This is a genomic window from Chromobacterium sp. ATCC 53434 (assembly GCF_002848345.1).
Lineage (GTDB): Bacteria > Pseudomonadota > Gammaproteobacteria > Burkholderiales > Chromobacteriaceae > Chromobacterium.
Genome location: NZ_CP025429.1, coordinates 591,687 through 606,488, shown reverse-complemented (window position 1 = coordinate 606,488; position 14,802 = coordinate 591,687). Strand labels below are relative to the sequence as shown.

Here is a 14,802-nt window from a genome sequence, read left to right as displayed (position 1 = left end):
TGAAACGCCGAAGTTTCAAGCGGATGCGCCGCCAGCGACATCCGCGCAAAAAAAACGGACAGCGAGCTGTCCGTTTCTTTCAGGCGATCCACAACGATCAGGCGCTGGGCTCGGCCTTCTGGCGCAGGCGCAGGTTCAGCTCGCGCAGCTGCTTGTCGTCGACCGCGTTCGGCGCGTTGGTCAGCAGGCACTGGGCGCGCTGGGTCTTCGGGAAGGCGATCACGTCGCGGATCGATTCCGCGCCGCACATCAGCGTCACCAGACGGTCCAGGCCGAAGGCCAGGCCGCCGTGCGGCGGCGCGCCGAACTTCAGGTTGTCCAAGAGGAAGCCGAACTTGTTCTGCTGCTCGTCCGGGCTGATCTTCAGCGCGCCGAACACCTTCTCCTGGATCTCGGCGCGGTGGATACGGATCGAGCCGCCGCCGATTTCCCAGCCGTTCAGCACCATGTCGTAGGCGCGGGCCAGGCAGGCGCCCGGATTGGTCTCCATCAGGTCCTCGTGGCCCGGCTTCGGGCTGGTGAACGGATGGTGGCAGGCGGTCCAGCGGTCGGCTTCCTCGTCGTGTTCGAACATCGGGAAGTCCACCACCCACAGCGGGCGCCATTCCTTGACGAAGTAGCCGCTGTCCAGGCCGTGCTCGTGGCCGATCTTGATGCGCAGCGCGCCGATCGCCTCGTTGACCACCTTGGCCTTGTCGGCGCCAAAGAAGACGATGTCGCCGTTCTGCGCGCCGGTGCGCTCGATGATTGCCTTCAGGCCGTCGGCGGACAGGAACTTGACGATCGGGGACTGCAGGCCCTCTTCGTTCAGCTTGGTCACGTCGTTGACCTTGATGTAGGCCAGGCCCTTGGCGCCGTAGATGGCGACGAACTGGGTATAATCGTCGATTTCCTTGCGGCTGAACGACGCGCCGTTCGGCACGCGCAGCGCGACGACGCGGCCGTTCGCCATGTCGGCGGCGCCGCGGAACACCTTGAACTCTTCCGACTTCATCACGTCGGTCAGTTCGGTGAATTTCAGCGAAACGCGCATGTCCGGCTTGTCGGAACCGTAGTAGAACATGGCGTCGCCGTAGGTCATGCGCGGGAAGGTCGGCAGCGTCACGTCCAGCACGTCGCTGAAGATCTCACGGGTCATGGTCTCGGTGATGTCCATGATCTGGTCCTCGTTCAGGAACGAGGTCTCGATATCGATCTGGGTGAATTCAGGTTGGCGGTCGGCGCGCAGGTCTTCGTCGCGGAAACACTTGGTTATCTGGTAGTAGCGGTCGAAGCCGGCCACCATCAGCAGCTGCTTGAACAGCTGCGGCGATTGCGGCAGCGCGAAGAACTCGCCCGGATGCACGCGGGACGGCACCAGGTAGTCGCGGGCGCCTTCCGGCGTCGAGCGGGTCAGCATCGGGGTTTCGATATCGATGAAGCCCTGCTTGTCCAGATGGTTGCGCACGCCCATCGCCACCTTGTAGCGCAGGCGCAGGTTCTTCTGCATCGCCGGGCGGCGCAGGTCGATCACGCGGTTGGTCAGGCGGACGTTTTCCGACAGGTTCTCGTCGTCGATCTGGAACGGCGGCGTGGCCGCGGCGTTCAGGATCTCGATCTCCTTGGCCAGGATCTCGATTTCGCCGGAGATCATCTTGCTGTTGGCGGTGCCGGCCGGGCGCTCGCGCACGATTCCGCTGATGGACAGCACGTACTCGCCGCGGCTGCTGTCGGCCAGCTTGAACGCTTCCGGGGTGTCCGGATCGATCACCACCTGCACCAGGCCTTCGCGGTCGCGCAGGTCGATGAAGATCACGCCGCCGTGGTCGCGACGACGGTGGGCCCAGCCTTTGACGGTCACGGTCTGGCCGAGGTATTTCTTGTCGATAAGTCCGCAGTAATCGGTACGCATTAGGTAAACCTTTTTATTGAATTCGTGAAGCTCCCGGATCGGGAGTAGGCGTTTAGGGGCTAGACAGGGTGGCGGTCTAGCCCTGCCGATTATGTTCGTCATTGAGGCGCGGGCGTTGCGCCTCCGGCGGCGGATTGGGCACCACCACCCCCATCGAGATGACGTACTTGAGCGCTTCATCCACGCTCATGTTCAGTGGGCGGGTGTCGCTGCGCGGCACCACGATGAAGTAGCCCGAGGTCGGGTTCGGCGTCGTCGGCACGTAGACGCTGACCAGTTCCTCGCCGTCCTCGGCGTGGCGCTGGATGTCCTGCGCCGGCGTGCCGGTCTGGAAGGCGACGGTCCAGGCGTTCTGGTGCGGCCAGCGCACCAAGAGCGCGTTCTTGAACGCGTTGCCGGAATCGGACAGCAAGGTGTCGCTGACCTGCTTGACGCTGTTGTAGATGGAATTGACCACCGGCGTGCGCGACAGCAGGCCGTGCCAGAACTCCACCAGCCGCCGGCCCAGCACATTGGCGGCCAGCATGCCGGTGCCCATCACCACCAGCACGGCGAACACCACGCCGAGGCCGGGGATGTGCACGCCGAACAGCGCCTCCGGACGCAGCTCGCGCGGCAGCAGCGTCAGCGTCTGGTCCAGCGAGCCGATGATCAGGTTCAGCACCCACAGGGTGATGGCCAGCGGCAGCCAGATCAGCAGGCCGGCAATCAAATAGCCCTTCAAGGTCATCTTGATCTGCGGGGAAACCGACATCAGTTGCAACCGCAGCCGGTGCCGCAGCTATGGCCGCCGGAAGAAGCGGAGTCGCCCGACGAGGACGAAGACGACGAGGACGCGCCGCCCTTGAAGTCGGTCGCGTACCAGCCCGAGCCCTTCAACTGGAAGCCGGCGGCGGACAGCTGCTTGCGGTAGTCGGCGCTGCCGCACTCCGGACAGGCGGCCACCGGAGCGTCGCTCAGTTTCTGCAGATGTTCCTTGGCGACGCCGCAGGCGCCGCAACGATATTCATAGATCGGCATAGCTTTATTTCCCGCCAATTGACCACGATGGCATAATACGTGCTGCACTGCACCACGCGCAAACGGCGCCGTGCAATCTTGACTGTACAGATGCGGCCGCCAGGTTTCAAACTCAAGTGGCCGGACTCGCAAACCCCTCATTATATCCGACTGAAACGGCAATACAAATTTACACCGCTGTCCGCGGCCCCGTTCCGCAACGCTATCTCCGGAGGTCCAAATGGTTTACCAAGAAGGTCAGATGGAAAGCATTCGCAACATCCTCGCCGGCAAGAAGGGACTGATCGTCGGCATCGCCAACGAGAACAGCATCGCCTACGGCTGCGCCAGCGTGCTGCGCCAGCTGGGCGCGGAATGCGCGGTCACCTACCTGAACGCCAAGGCGGAACCGCATGTGCGGCCGCTGGCCGAAGCTTTGCAGGCGCCGCTGGTGCTGCCGCTGGACGTGGAGGCGCCGGGACAGCTGGAACACGTGTTCGCCGAGATCGGCAGATTGTGGGGGCAGCTCGACTTCATCATCCACTCTATCGCCTACTGCCCGGTCGAAGACCTGCACGGCCGGGTCGTCGATTGTTCGCTAGCCGGCTTCCAGCAGGCGATGCGGGTGTCGTGCTACTCCTTCATCGAGATGGCCAGGCTGGCCGAGCCGCTGATGACGCGCGGCGGCAGCCTGATCACGATGAGCTATTACGGCGCCGACAAGGTGGTGGAAAACTACAACATCATGGGTCCGGTCAAGGCGGCGCTGGAAAGCGTCAGCCGCTACCTGGCCAACGAGCTCGGCCCAAAGGGCATACGCGTGCACGCGGTGTCGCCCGGCCCGCTGAAGACGCGCGCCGCCTCCGGCATCGCCCATTTCGACCAGCTGATCGAGGACGCCATCGCCCGCGCGCCGCAGAACCGGCTGGTCGACATCGAGGAGGTCGGCACCGCCTGCGCCTTCCTGATTTCCAACGCCGCCAGCGGCCTGACCGGCCAGACCATCTATGTCGACGGCGGCCACCACATCAAGGCCTGAGGAGAGCGAGATGACCCACGACGAACACGCCTTCGACGACATCCTGCAACAGGCGCGCGCGCTGGGCGCGCTGCCGATGGCGGTGGCCCACCCGTGCAGCCGCGAATCGCTGCTGGGCGCGGTCGAGGCCGCCGACAACCGCATCGCCACGCCGATACTGGTGGCGCCGCTGGCCAGGCTGCAGAAGCTGGCCGACGAGCTGGAAATCGACCTGAAGCGCTTCGAATGCATAGACGTCGAGCACAGCCACGCCGCCGCCGAACACGCGGTTCAGCTGGCGCGCGACGGCTACGCCGACATCCTGATGAAGGGCAGCCTGCACACCGACGAGTTCATGAGCGCGGCGCTGGCGCGCGAGACCGGCATCCGCACCGACCGCCGCATCAGCCACATCTGGGTGATGAAGGTGGAAAGCTATCCCCGCTATCTGTTCATCACCGACGCCGCCGTCAACATCGAGCCCGATCTGACCACCAAGCGCGACATCTGCCAGAACGCGATAGACCTGACCCACGCGCTCGGCATCGCCCAACCCAAGGTGGCGATCCTGGCGGCGGTGGAAACCATCAATCCGTCGATGCGCTCGACGCTGGACGCCGCCGCGCTGTGCAAGATGGCCGACCGCGGCCAGATCACCGGCGCCATCCTCGACGGCCCGCTGGCCTTCGACAACGCCATTTCGCGCGAGGCGGCCGAGAGCAAGGGCATCGTCTCGCCGGTGGCCGGCGATCCCGACATCCTGCTGGTGCCGGACCTGGAAGCAGGCAATATGCTGGGCAAGCAGCTGACCTACCTCGCCCACGCCGCCTCGGCCGGCATCGTGATGGGCGCCAGGGTGCCGATGGTGCTGACCAGCCGCGCCGACGACGCCAGCGGCCGCCTGGCCTCCAGCGCCATCGCCAATCTGCTGGCGCACCAGCGCCGGCAAACCGGAGTCCGGACATGAGCCAATGCCTGCTGGCCGTCAACGCCGGTTCGGCCACGCTGAAGTTCCGCGCCTTCTCGCCCGACGGCGGCACGCTCTTGGCGCGCGGCATCGTCGATCGCTTCGGCAGCCGCGACGCCCGACTGCGGCTGGACGACGCCCAGGGCCGGCGGCTGGCCGAACGCGGCCTGGACGACGCCGAGCACGCCACCGCGCTGGCGGCGATGCTGAACGGCCTGGCCGACCAGGGGCTGCAGACCCAGGCGCTGGTCCACCGCGTGGTGCACGGCGGCAGCCGTTTCAGCGAGCCGGTGCGCATCGACGCCGAGGTGCGCGCGGCGCTGGACGACTACATCGCGCTGGCGCCGCTGCATCAGCCAGTCAGTCTGGAAGTGATGGACGCCTTCGCCCGGCTCGATCCGCGGCTGCCGCAGATCGCCTGCTTCGACACCGCCTTCCACGCCGGCCAGCCCGAGGTGGCCACCCGCTTCGGCATCGCCCGCCACTGGCACGACGAGGGCGTGCGCCGTTACGGCTTCCACGGCCTGTCCTACGCCGCGATCGCGCGGCGGCTGCCCGAGATCGGCCTGGCCCACGGCAAGGTGGTGGTCTGCCACCTGGGCAGCGGCGCCAGCGCCTGCGCGATCGAATCCGGCCGCAGCGTCGCGTCCACCATGGGTTTCTCGGCGGTGGACGGGCTGATGATGGGCACGCGCCCCGGCGCGCTGGACCCGGAGGTGGTGCTGTACTGGCAGGAGCACGAGGGCATGGGGGTCAAGGACGTCAGGCGCGAGCTGTACAAGAACTCCGGCCTGCTCGGCGTGTCCGGCATCTCGGCCGATATGCGCGAGCTGCTGGCCAGCGAGCTGCCGGCGGCGCGCGAGGCGGTGGAGCTGTTCTGCTACCGCGTCGCGCGCGAAGCGGCCAGCCTGGCCGCGGCGATGCGCGGCCTGGACGGCCTGGTGTTCACCGCCGGCATCGGCGAACGCTCGGCCGAGGTCAGGGCGCGGGTCTTGCAGCAGCTGGCCTGGCTCGGTTTCGAGCCGGACCACGCGGCCAATCTGGCCCACGCCCGCCGGCTGACCACCGCCGGCAGCCGGCTGCCGGCCTATGTGCTGGCCACCGACGAGGAGGGCGAGATGGCGCGCCAGGCCGGGGCCTTGCTGAGCTAGAAGCCCAGCCAGTCGTTCAACATCAGGCCGATGCCGATGCCGCGGCTGCGGTAGTTGTAGTCGATCAGGCTCTCGCCGTAGCCGTCGAAGGCCTGCACATAGCCGCGCAGCCGGCCGGCAAGCGGGAAGGTCCAGTCCAGCTGGGCCGCCCCCTTGCCGGTGGACGGATTCCACCGCCCCAGCACCGAGAACTGCTGCTGGCCCAAGCGATAGCTGGCGCGCAGATCGCCGTGGCCCATGTAATCGAGAATGTCGGGATTGTCGTCGTCGGCGGCCTTTTCGCTCAGGCGCCGCCATAGCCGGGCGCTCAGCGTAAGATTGCCGTTCTCCAGCGCCGCCATCGCGTACACCCGGTTCCAGCTGCGCGACAGCGGGTCGGACTGGCCGTTGGACTGATGGACCAGGCCCAGGCCGGCCATGCGCAGCCGCCAGTCGCCCCAATGCCAGCCCAAAGGCAGCGTCGCCATCAACTCCGGCTCGTAGTCGGTCTCGCGGAACGGCGCCGACTGGCCCTTGTTGTACGCCTGCCAGTGCGACAGCTGGGTATACCCCGCCCACACGTCCAGCGGCGTGCCGCCGACGTTTTCCCACACCTTGGTCTTGAACGACAGCTGGAACTTGGCCTCGGTATGCTGCAGATCGCCGCCGAACAGCGTCGTCGTTCCGCGGCTGGGCGAGCTGGGCGTCGCATTGGGATCATGCTGGTACCAGGCGGGCAGCACATAATTGGAGCGGTAGCCGCGCAGTATGAAGGTGCCGCGCTTGTCGTCGCGGTCCAGATCCCAATCCTGGGCCAGCGGCGTCGACGGTGCAGGAACCGGCGCGGCGACGGCGGCCGGCGCGGCCGATGCCGCCTCGGCCACCAGCGCCTTGGCCGTCTGCGCGTCCGCCGCCCCGGCCCCCGCCTCCTCGGCGGCCAGCTTGGCCGACAAGGCGTCGAAACAAGCCAGCCTGGCATCCGCGGCGGCGATCTCGCGGCACTGGCGCAGCGGCGCCAGCGCCCCCTCTTCCGCCGCCTGCGCCAGGACCGGCGCGATGGACAGCGGCAACAACAGGAAAACCGATTTCATTCGTTCTCCATGGCAAGAGCCTGTTCAAAGTCTTCTGAAGCAGCGCGGTCGGACCGGTCGGATACCGGACGGCAGACGCGGGACTTCGTGATTTCAATGCCTGGCCGGCTAGGCGGCAACTGGCCGCATGGAAGACTTGCCGTCCCGAACCATTCGTCGGGAGAGCGGGCGCCGACGCCGGAAACACAAAAGGCCCCGCGATGCGGAGCCTTTGCGTATTCTTGCAGCCTGGGCTGACTAGATCAGGCCATGGCCTTGATCTGAGCGGACAGACGGCTCTTGTGACGAGCGGCCTTGTTCTTGTGGAACACGCCCTTGTCGGCGATACGGTCGATGATCTTCTCGGAAGCCTGGAACACCACGCGAGCGGCGGCCTTGTCGCCGGCTTCGATTGCCTTGAGCACTTTCTTCACTGCGGTACGGAACGCAGTACGCAGGCTGGCGTTATGCGCGCGCTGCTTGAGGGCTGTGCGTGCACGCTTGCGAGCTTGTGCGCTGTTAGCCATGAATCTTTCTCCTGATAGCGGAATCTGAAACCCGCGATTCTAAGCCCTAAACTCAGGTTTTGCAACAATAAACCCGCCAGCGTAAACTAGCGGGCTTGCTCAATCCGCCCTGCGTTGGCCGTCAAACCCAAATGAACCTGCTAAAGGCCCTGGCTGCAGTCAGCAGCATGACCATGGTATCCCGCGTTCTCGGCCTGGTGCGCGACACCCTGGTCGCCCGCATTTTCGGCGCCGGCATGGCCGCCGACGCCTTCAACGCCGCCTTCAAGATTCCCAATATGCTGCGCCGGCTGTTCGCCGAAGGCGCGTTCTCGCAGGCCTTCGTGCCGATACTCGGCGAGTACAAGCAGAACAGGACGCACGAGGAGACGCGCGAGTTCGTCGCCAAGGTCACCGGCGTGCTCGGCTCGGTGCTGCTGCTGGTGACCGCGCTGGGCATGCTGGCCGCGCCGGCCATCATGTGGATTTCGGCGCCCGGCTTCTACCGCGAGCCGGCCAAGGCCGCGCTGTTCGCCGACATCCTCAGGGTATCGTTCCCGTACATCTTCTTCATCTCGCTGTCGTCGATGACCGGCAGCATACTGAACAGCTGGGGCAGATTCTCGATCCCGGCCTTCACTCCGACCTTCCTGAACCTCAGCTTCATCGTGTTCGCGCTGGGCTTCACCCACTATTTCCATCCGCCCATCATGGCGATGGCCTGGGCGGTGTTCGTCGGCGGCCTGATCCAGCTGGTGTGGCAGTTGCCGTTCCTCAGGCGGATCGGCATGCTGGCCACGCCCATCCTGGCCTTCCGCGACCCGGAGGTGTGGCGGGTGATCAAACAGATGGGGCCGGCGATCTTCGGCGTGTCGGTCGCGCAGATTTCCTTGTTGATCAACTCCACCTTCGCCTCCTTCCTACCAACCGGCAGCGTGTCGTGGATGTATTACGCCGACCGGCTGATGGAATTCCCGTCCGGCGTCCTGGGCGTCGCGCTCGGCACCATCCTGCTGCCGTCGCTGTCCAAGCACGCCGCCAGCAAGTCCGACGCCGAATTCAGCGTGCTTCTGGACTGGGGCATACGGCTGTCGCTGCTGCTGGCCGTGCCGGCCACCGTCGGCCTGGGCCTGCTGTCCGGCCCGCTGCTGTACACCATGTTCATGTACGGCAAGTTCACGCCGCACGACGCGCTGATGTCTCAGCAGGCGGTGATCGCCTACTCCTTCGGCCTGCTCGGCCTGATCCTGGTCAAGGTGCTGGCGCCGGGCTTCTACGCGCGCCAGGACATCAAGACGCCGGTGCGCATCGCGGTGACCACGCTGATCACCACCCAGGTGATGAACCTGGCCTTCGTGTTTCCGCTGAAGCACGCCGGTCTCGCGCTGTCCATCGGCCTGGCCTCCTGCATCAACGCCGGCCTGTTGCTGTACACGCTGCGAAAGCGCGGCATCTACCAGCCGGAAGCCGGCTGGAAAGCCTTCCTCGCCAAGCTCATCGTCGCCATCGCGGCGATGGCGGCCGCCTTGCTGGCCTGCCAGCACTGGCTGCCGATAGACTGGCACGGCCACGCCTGGCAGCGCGCGGCATGGCTGCTGCTGCTGGTCGGCGTCGGCGCCGCGGTCTACTTCGCCGCCTTGTTCGCGCAGGGCTTCCGCCCGCGCCAGTTCATGCGCCGCGAGCTCTGAGCGCCAGCCCATGATCCCACCATTACCGGCCAGAAAGTCGCAAGCATGAGCCATCTGACACCCGAACATTCGCCGCTGGGCAAGACCGTCCAGTACCAGGACCATTACGCGCCGGAACTGCTGTTCCCGATCGCCCGCCAGACCAAGCGCGACGAGATCGGCGTGGCCGCGTCCGCGCTGCCGTTTACCGGTGTCGACATCTGGACCGGTTTCGAGCTGTCCTGGCTGAACGCCCGCGGCAAGCCGCAGGTCGGCATCGCCACCTTCCGCATCCCGGCCGACAGCCCCCGGCTGATCGAGTCCAAGTCGTTCAAGCTCTACCTGAACAGCTATAACCAGACGCGTATCGACGGCGTCGACGCCCTCTCCGTCCAACTGGCCCGCGACCTGTCCGCCGCCGCCGGCGCCGACGTCTCGGTCGCCATCGCGCTGCCGCAGGCCTTCGCCGCCGAGCGGATCGCCGAGATGGCCGGCGAATATATCGACGACATCGATATCGAAGTGGACAACTACGCGCCGTGCCCGGAAGCGCTGACAGCCGATCCGTCCGCCATCGTCAGCGAGACGCTGTGCAGCAATCTATTGAAGTCCAACTGCCTGGTCACCGGCCAGCCGGACTGGGGCAGCGTGTCCATCCGCTACACCGGGCCCAGGATAGACCGCGAGGCGTTGCTGAGATATCTGATCGGCTTCCGCCAGCACAACGAGTTCCACGAGCAATGCGTCGAGCGCATCTTCGTCGACGTGCTGCGCGCCTGCGCGCCGCAGACCTTGACCGTCTACGCCCGCTACACCCGCCGCGGCGGCCTGGACATCAATCCGTGGCGCAGCAATGCGGACACGGCGCCGGTCGACAATGCGCGCACGGCGCGGCAGTAAGCGCGCCAAAACAAAAGGGATGCCGCGATGGCATCCCTTTTTTCATGATCGGGCCGAATTCAGAACGGCGCCGGCGCCTCGAAATCCATCTCTTCGAAGGTCACCGGATGGCGCAAGACCAGCCTCGACGCATGCAACAGCAGCCGGTCCGCCTTGGCCAGCGTCTCCGGCGGCGCGTAAATGTCGTCGCCCAGTATCGGATGGCCGGATCCCAGATGCAGCATGTGCATCCTCAACTGATGGGCGCGGCCGGTCTGCGGGTCCAGCTCCACCCGGCTGATATTGCGCACGGTGTCGCGGCTGATCACGCGGTAATGGGTGATCGCCTCCTTGCCCGCGTCGAAGTCGACCTTCTGCCGCGGCCGGTTCGGCCAGTCTATGATCAACGGCAGGTCTATCATGCCGCTATTGCTGTCGACGATGCCGTCGACCACCGCGAGATAGCGCTTCTTCACCTTGCGGTCCATGAAGGCGATCGACAAGGCGCGCTGCATCTCGGGCCCCCGCCCCATCACCACCAGGCCGGACGTGGCCATGTCCAGGCGATGCACGGTCAGCGCGTCCGGATAGACCTTCTGCGCGCGACTGATCAGACAGTCCGCCTTGTCCTCGCCGCGCCCCGGCACCGACAACAGGCCGCTGGGCTTGTCCAGCACCAGCAGACAGTCGTCGACGTAGACCACGGCCAGGCCGGCGTCCGGCGGCGGGTTGTAATGTTCCAGATTATGTCGTTGCATCCACTGCGGTCCAAATAAACGATTGGCGGCGATTATCGGCGCTAAAGCCTTGGCCGACAAGCTGTTACCATCGATAGTCTCCACCGCTGTCACTTGAAATCGCCTGCTCCCGCCATCAATCTGTTCTGATAACCAACAAACAGGGACGCACCATGGCAGAACAGTTCTATCAGCACCCGTACCAGACCCGCCTCGCCACCCGCGTGCTGCGTCACGACGACGCCGGCCTGGTGCTTGAAAACACGCTGTGCTACCCGCTGGGCGGCGGCCAGCCCGGCGACAGCGCCACGCTGACGCTGGCCGACGGAACCGCGCTGCGCGTCGCCGACACCCGTCGCGACCGCGAAAGCCGCGCCATCCTGCACCAGACCGACGGCGACGCCAGACTCGCGCCCGGAACGGAAGTGACGTTGGAGCTGGACTGGGAACGCCGCCACCGCCACATGCGGGTGCATACCTGTCTGCACCTGCTGAGCGTGGTGATCCCGGCCGGCGTCACCGGCGGCAACCTCACCGCCGAATCCGGCCGGCTGGATTTCGACCTGCCCGAAGGCATGGAGCTGGACAAGGAGCACATCGAGGTCGAACTGAACCGGCTGGTGGCGGCCGATCTGGCGGTCACGGTGAGGATGACCAGCGGCGAAGCCTTGAAGGCGCAGCCGGAATTGATCAAGACCATGTCGGTGACGCCGCCGTTGCATCTGCCGGAAATACGCTTGATCGAGGTGGCCGGCGTCGACCTGCAGCCATGCGGCGGCACCCATGTGGCACGCACCGGCGAGATCGGCCGGGTGCGGGTGAAGAAGATAGAAAGCAAGGGCGCCCGCAACAAGCGGGTCGTCGTCGAGCTGGCGGATTAAACAAAAACGGGAGCATCGCTCCCGTTTTTTTTCATCGATGGCCGGCGGCTCAGCGCGCGTCCAGCGCCATCTCGTGTTCCGGCTTGCTCGGCTCGTCCAGCGTCATCCGGTGCAGCCACGGCGCGATGATGATGGTCACGATCGCGATCACGCCGGTCACCACGCCGATCTGGGTGAACACGCGGCTGTAGATCTCCAGCGTGACCAGCGGACTGGCGACCTTGCCCGGCGCGGCGGTCAGTCCGGCCACCCAGCCGGCGATCACCGACGACGCGGCCGAAGTCAGGAACCAGGCGCCCATGATGAAACCCATCAGCCGCTGCGGCACCAGTTGCGCCACCATCGCCAGCCCCAGACCGGAGATCAGCAGCTCGCCGACGCTCTGCAGCAGATAGCTCAGCACCATCCAGTTCGACGACACCAGACCCTGGGCGTTCGCGTACTTGGCGCCCAGCGGCAACACCAGGAAGGCGGCGGCGCACAGCACCATGCCGATCGCGAACTTGTGCGGCATCGGCAGGCGGTTGCCCAGCTTGTTGTAGCAGACCGCCAGCAGCGGGCTGGCCAGCATGATCCAGAACGGGTTCAGCGACTGGAACTGCTCCGGCTGCACCGGGATGCCGAACAGCGTGTGCTCGGTATTGTGGATGGCGAAGAAATTCAGCGACAGCGGCATCTGGTTGTACAACACGAAGAACACCGTCGCCTGCAGCATCAGGATGGCGGCGACTATCATCTTCTTGCGCTCGGCGCCCTTCAGCAGCAGCGTCTCCTTGACGTACAGGCCCGTCACGCCGATGGACAGCACGGCCAGCACCACATTGGCGATGATCTCGTGCTTCAACAGCAGCGCGGCGGCGACGCAGGCGGCGGCGACGCCGGCCAGCACCGCCAGCCAGGTGGACAGCTTAGGCGTGCGGAAGTCCGCGTCGGAGCCGTAATCCTTCACCCAGCCCCGCATGAAGACGAAGTTGACGACGGTGATCAGCATGCCGACCACCGACAGCGCGAAGGCGTGGGCGTAGCCGAAACGGTCGGCCAGCCACGGCGTGGCCAGCATCGACAGCAGCGAGCCGATATTGATCGCCATGTAGTACATCGTGAAGGCGCCGTCGAGCCGCGGGTCGTTCTCCTCGTAGCACTTGGACAGCAGCGACGACGGATTGGCCTTGAACAGGCCGTTGCCGACGGCGATGGTGCCCATGCCCAGATAGAGCAGGCCGATATTGTCCGCCGACGCGGTCACCATCGCGTAGCCGGCGGTCAGCACCAGCGCGCCCAGCAGAATGGTGCGCTTGGTGCCCAGCACCTTGTCGCCCAGCCAGCCGCCGACGGCGATCAGGCCGAACACCAGCGCGATGAAGGAGGAGAACAGCGTGAACGATTCGGCCTCGTGCAGGCCCAGGGCCTTCACCAGGTAGACCGCCAGGATGCCCTGCAGGCCGTAGAAGCCGAAACGCTCCCAGAATTCGATCGAGAAGATCAGGTAAAACGGCTTCGGTTGCCGCAGCGGATTGAGCGCGGTCGACGTCATAATCGGTTCCTTGTCATGCTGGAACTGCCGCCTCCGGGACGATCTCCCGCCGGCGGATGACAACGACGCTCCCGGCGCCGGCCAACGCCGGTCACGCAGGGTGAGACAGACAGTGGGCACTACTGAAAGTTGGGCTAAATTTCTGCCATCTACTGAAAATGCCAAATAAATTCGACTTGCCGGCATAAAGATAGCATTCAGGGACTATTGATGAAGCAAGCCGCCATCGCTGTCAATCGGACATGCCTCGCCGATGGCAAAATATGTCAAACGAGATGACACGAATCCACGGCTGCGGCCGCTTCGTCGCGTGTCAAACCGTCATGCCGGCTAAATAATGAAATTTTAATTTTCATAATTGTTAATATTTGCAACATCATTGCAAAATGCCGTCGCCTATCGTGAAATCGACAGCTCAGCAAGATTAATCTTAAAAAACATATACAAAGGACAGGTTCCTCCACGCGGCCGGCCGGCTATCCCTGCAATATCGCCACCCGTCGGAGGAAACCCCCATGTCGATATCGCACCGTCTGGCCCCGCTGCTGCTGTTGCTGCCGCTGTACGCCGCGGCGGCCGAGCCTCTCGCCACCCCGCCGCTGCCCTGGCAGGAACTGGCGGCCCGTCTGCGCCACACCTACTACACCGGCGGCGTACACAACGACAAGGGCTGTCTGCCGCCGTTCAACTGCAGCTACCCGCGCCAGTCCGGCCAACCCAGCAACCCGCGCTACCCCAAGTGGTGGGTCAGCGAATGGACCATGTACCGGGTATTCAGCGGCTACGACAAATATCCGCCGCCGTACGCCTCGCCGCCGAAGGGCCTGACGCCGGACGACTACGAGGTGTCCCACGGCGCCAGCTACTACGACGCCAGCTACGTTCCGCCCGACGGCGACGGCAGCGGCGCGATGATGGAGCATTACGACAAGCGCTGCCTGCCGATATTCCCCGGCAGCAACCATTACAGCTGCAGCTTCGTCTCGCTGGGCAACAAAGCCTATTTCCTGACCTACGACGACCGCCTGCCCGGCATGCCGCAGTGCTGCCAGTTCTCGCTGAACAACCATCCGCCGCGGCAGGACTTCATCCGCCACCTGCCGTACAACAAGGCGGAAAGCAGCCATCTGGACAACAGCCTGCAAGCCTATTCGCGGCTGGTCGGCCCGCAGAACATCCTGTTCGGCTACGCCTTCAACAAGAAAGCGACGCGGGACGCCGGCCAGCCCGGCGTCCCGCCGTACCGCCACCCGCAATCGTTCTACTTCTCCGGCGATCCCAGCCCGGAGCCGAACGCGCCCATCGTCAGCCAGAACTACGACAACTTCCGTGCCGAGCGGCCGGATCCGGCCCGAACCTGGGACCAGGTGGCGCAGATGTGTCCGGTCAAGCCGCAATGGTGCTGTCTGTTCGCGTCCGACTGCCCGAACGGCCCGCCGGCGGCATCCGACAATCCCAAGTCCTGGGCCACGCTGAAGCCTTAGCGTCCGTTCAACATCTTTTTCAAGCAGTGCGGCGCGCAG

At 65.2% G+C, this 14,802-nt stretch carries 14 protein-coding genes; 7 read left to right on the top strand and 7 right to left on the bottom strand.

Annotated features, from left to right (window positions below; all coding sequences use genetic code 11):
• Nucleotides 1-97: 97 nt before the first annotated feature.
• From aspS to CXB49_RS02700, 3 genes are all read right to left on the bottom strand, one after another.
• Entirely contained in the window at nucleotides 98-1,891 is a 1,794-nt protein-coding gene (gene aspS, locus CXB49_RS02710) for an aspartate--tRNA ligase (RefSeq protein WP_101706971.1), read from the bottom strand.
• A gap of 76 nt (nucleotides 1,892-1,967) precedes the next feature.
• Nucleotides 1,968-2,645: a DUF502 domain-containing protein gene (locus CXB49_RS02705; RefSeq protein ID WP_101706970.1), complete on the bottom strand. Its 678-nt coding sequence runs from the start codon at nucleotides 2,643-2,645 to the stop codon at nucleotides 1,968-1,970.
• A complete protein-coding gene (locus tag CXB49_RS02700) occupies nucleotides 2,645-2,911 on the bottom strand; it encodes an FmdB family zinc ribbon protein (RefSeq protein ID WP_101706969.1) in 267 nt (88 codons plus the stop codon). The genes CXB49_RS02705 and CXB49_RS02700 overlap by 1 nt, the downstream gene beginning before the upstream one ends.
• A 220-nt stretch (nucleotides 2,912-3,131) precedes the next feature.
• On the opposite strand from CXB49_RS02700, the gene fabI reads away from it, so the two are divergent.
• Genes fabI through CXB49_RS02685 form a run of 3 tightly spaced genes read left to right on the top strand, consistent with a single transcriptional unit; the run spans nucleotide 3,132 to nucleotide 6,026 of the window.
• Nucleotides 3,132-3,929 (top strand): enoyl-ACP reductase FabI, encoded by a 798-nt coding sequence (fabI, locus tag CXB49_RS02695; protein ID WP_233492923.1) that lies wholly within the window; start codon nucleotides 3,132-3,134, stop codon nucleotides 3,927-3,929.
• A 10-nt stretch (nucleotides 3,930-3,939) separates the two neighbouring features.
• Nucleotides 3,940-4,875, top strand: coding sequence for a phosphate acetyltransferase (locus tag CXB49_RS02690; RefSeq protein ID WP_101706968.1), 936 nt, complete (start codon nucleotides 3,940-3,942; stop codon nucleotides 4,873-4,875).
• A complete protein-coding gene (locus CXB49_RS02685) occupies nucleotides 4,872-6,026 on the top strand; it encodes an acetate/propionate family kinase (RefSeq protein WP_101706967.1) in 1,155 nt (384 codons plus the stop codon). Before CXB49_RS02690 ends, CXB49_RS02685 begins: the two co-directional genes overlap by 4 nt.
• On the opposite strand, the gene CXB49_RS02680 is transcribed toward CXB49_RS02685, so the two are convergent.
• Nucleotides 6,023-7,096, bottom strand: a complete 1,074-nt coding sequence (locus tag CXB49_RS02680) for a phospholipase A (RefSeq protein ID WP_101706966.1) — start codon at nucleotides 7,094-7,096, stop codon at nucleotides 6,023-6,025. The two genes, CXB49_RS02685 and CXB49_RS02680, sit on opposite strands and share 4 nt — an antisense overlap.
• 242 nt (nucleotides 7,097-7,338) lie before the next feature.
• Nucleotides 7,339-7,602, bottom strand: a complete 264-nt coding sequence (rpsT, locus tag CXB49_RS02675; RefSeq protein WP_101706965.1) for a 30S ribosomal protein S20 — start codon at nucleotides 7,600-7,602, stop codon at nucleotides 7,339-7,341.
• A gap of 131 nt (nucleotides 7,603-7,733) precedes the next feature.
• On the opposite strand from rpsT, the gene murJ reads away from it, so the two are divergent.
• Both murJ and queF read left to right on the top strand, forming a co-directional pair.
• Nucleotides 7,734-9,269: a murein biosynthesis integral membrane protein MurJ gene (gene murJ / locus CXB49_RS02670; protein WP_101706964.1), complete on the top strand. Its 1,536-nt coding sequence runs from the start codon at nucleotides 7,734-7,736 to the stop codon at nucleotides 9,267-9,269.
• Between the two features lie 45 nt (nucleotides 9,270-9,314).
• Nucleotides 9,315-10,148 carry an NADPH-dependent 7-cyano-7-deazaguanine reductase QueF gene (queF, locus tag CXB49_RS02665; protein ID WP_101706963.1) on the top strand — a complete coding sequence of 278 codons (834 nt, stop codon included), beginning with the start codon at nucleotides 9,315-9,317 and terminating at the stop codon, nucleotides 10,146-10,148.
• Nucleotides 10,149-10,207: 59 nt separating this feature from the next.
• Here queF and CXB49_RS02660 read toward each other — a convergent pair whose 3' ends face one another.
• Entirely contained in the window at nucleotides 10,208-10,885 is a 678-nt protein-coding gene (locus CXB49_RS02660; RefSeq protein WP_101706962.1) for a pseudouridine synthase, read from the bottom strand.
• Between the two features lie 152 nt (nucleotides 10,886-11,037).
• Between CXB49_RS02660 and CXB49_RS02655 the strand changes: the two genes are divergently transcribed.
• Complete coding sequence (locus CXB49_RS02655) at nucleotides 11,038-11,745, top strand: alanyl-tRNA editing protein (RefSeq protein WP_101706961.1); 708 nt, start codon at nucleotides 11,038-11,040, stop codon at nucleotides 11,743-11,745.
• A gap of 49 nt (nucleotides 11,746-11,794) precedes the next feature.
• Here the strand turns inward: CXB49_RS02655 and dtpA are convergent, their stop codons facing one another.
• Nucleotides 11,795-13,279 carry a dipeptide/tripeptide permease DtpA gene (gene dtpA / locus CXB49_RS02650; RefSeq protein ID WP_101706960.1) on the bottom strand — a complete coding sequence of 495 codons (1,485 nt, stop codon included), beginning with the start codon at nucleotides 13,277-13,279 and terminating at the stop codon, nucleotides 11,795-11,797.
• A 515-nt stretch (nucleotides 13,280-13,794) separates the two neighbouring features.
• Here dtpA and CXB49_RS02645 point away from each other — a divergent pair.
• Nucleotides 13,795-14,763, top strand: coding sequence for a hypothetical protein (locus CXB49_RS02645; RefSeq protein ID WP_101706959.1), 969 nt, complete (start codon nucleotides 13,795-13,797; stop codon nucleotides 14,761-14,763).
• Nucleotides 14,764-14,802 lie beyond the last annotated feature (39 nt).

Coding starts and splice junctions, on each gene's coding strand:
- aspS (WP_101706971.1), bottom strand. CDS start 1,891: ATGCGTACCGATTACTGCGGACTTATCGACAAGAAATACCTCGGCCAG.
- CXB49_RS02705 (WP_101706970.1), bottom strand. CDS start 2,645: ATGTCGGTTTCCCCGCAGATCAAGATGACCTTGAAGGGCTATTTGATT.
- CXB49_RS02700 (WP_101706969.1), bottom strand. CDS start 2,911: ATGCCGATCTATGAATATCGTTGCGGCGCCTGCGGCGTCGCCAAGGAA.
- fabI (WP_233492923.1), top strand. CDS start 3,132: ATGGTTTACCAAGAAGGTCAGATGGAAAGCATTCGCAACATCCTCGCC.
- CXB49_RS02690 (WP_101706968.1), top strand. CDS start 3,940: ATGACCCACGACGAACACGCCTTCGACGACATCCTGCAACAGGCGCGC.
- CXB49_RS02685 (WP_101706967.1), top strand. CDS start 4,872: ATGAGCCAATGCCTGCTGGCCGTCAACGCCGGTTCGGCCACGCTGAAG.
- CXB49_RS02680 (WP_101706966.1), bottom strand. CDS start 7,096: ATGAAATCGGTTTTCCTGTTGTTGCCGCTGTCCATCGCGCCGGTCCTG.
- rpsT (WP_101706965.1), bottom strand. CDS start 7,602: ATGGCTAACAGCGCACAAGCTCGCAAGCGTGCACGCACAGCCCTCAAG.
- murJ (WP_101706964.1), top strand. CDS start 7,734: ATGAACCTGCTAAAGGCCCTGGCTGCAGTCAGCAGCATGACCATGGTA.
- queF (WP_101706963.1), top strand. CDS start 9,315: ATGAGCCATCTGACACCCGAACATTCGCCGCTGGGCAAGACCGTCCAG.
- CXB49_RS02660 (WP_101706962.1), bottom strand. CDS start 10,885: ATGCAACGACATAATCTGGAACATTACAACCCGCCGCCGGACGCCGGC.
- CXB49_RS02655 (WP_101706961.1), top strand. CDS start 11,038: ATGGCAGAACAGTTCTATCAGCACCCGTACCAGACCCGCCTCGCCACC.
- dtpA (WP_101706960.1), bottom strand. CDS start 13,279: ATGACGTCGACCGCGCTCAATCCGCTGCGGCAACCGAAGCCGTTTTAC.
- CXB49_RS02645 (WP_101706959.1), top strand. CDS start 13,795: ATGTCGATATCGCACCGTCTGGCCCCGCTGCTGCTGTTGCTGCCGCTG.